A 1,029-nucleotide genomic window follows, 5' to 3' on the forward strand; every position below is an offset into this window, starting at 1 on the left:
GCTGATTTATTTGCCTCAGATGCCAATGGATACACAGTAACTCAAACGCAACCTGCGCTTTATAAAGACGGTGTTGAGCGTAACAATGCAGGCATGATTGCAGGCTCTGATGTAACAGATACGGTTATTGTTAATTTGACTGCAAGCAACGAGCTTGTTGACTTCACAGAGCAAAATCCCGATACAGCGACTATTTCAGGGCGTGTGTATTTCGATGAAAACCAAGACGGCACTATTGCAGATAACGATAAGTTATTTGCTGGCGTAGCGATTACCTTAACAGGTAAAGATATCTTTGGTTCAACAATCTCGTTAATGACGCAAACAAGCGCGCAAGGTGAATACACGTTCGCTGATTTATTTGCTTCAGATGCCAGTGGTTATACCGTGACGCAAACACAACCCGCGTTTTATAAAGATGGTGTTGAGCGTAATAGATCGGGTGCTATTGCAGGCTCTGAAACAACTGATTCGGTCACAGTTCAGTTAGTGGCTAACAATAATGAGTTAGTCGATTTTACTGAGCAAAACCCAGATACAGCGACTATTTCAGGGCGTGTGTATTTTGATGCAAACCAAGATGGCACCATGGCTGATAACGACACGTTATTAGCCAATGTAGACATTACCTTAATAGGTAAAGACATCTTCGGAACTGACATTAGCCTGACAACGCAAACGAATGAGCAGGGTGAATATGTTTTCGCTGATTTATTTGCCTCAGATACTAATGGTTACACCGTAACGCAAACGCAACCTGCGCTTTATAAAGACGGTGTTGAGCGTAACAATGCAGGTGTAATTACAGGCTCCGATCTAACGGATAAAGTGACTGTTGTGCTTTCAACAAGCAATCAGCTAGTTGACTTTACAGAGCAAAATCCAGATACAGCGGCTATTTTAGGGCGTGTGTATTTTGATGCAAACCAAGATGGCACCATGGCTGATAACGACACGTTATTAGCCAATGTAGACATTACCTTAACAGGTAAAGATATCTTCGGAACTGACATTAACCTGACAACGCAA

1 protein-coding gene is annotated in these 1,029 nt (G+C 42.4%); it reads left to right on the forward strand.

Annotation, left to right across the window (positions count from 1 at the left end):
* On the forward strand, positions 1-1,029 hold a 1,029-nt coding region (locus tag HH219_RS21615), incomplete at both ends, for an SdrD B-like domain-containing protein (RefSeq protein ID WP_169328599.1).

This window comes from Pseudoalteromonas sp. NEC-BIFX-2020_015 (genome assembly GCF_012952265.1).
Lineage (GTDB): Bacteria > Pseudomonadota > Gammaproteobacteria > Enterobacterales > Alteromonadaceae > Pseudoalteromonas > Pseudoalteromonas neustonica.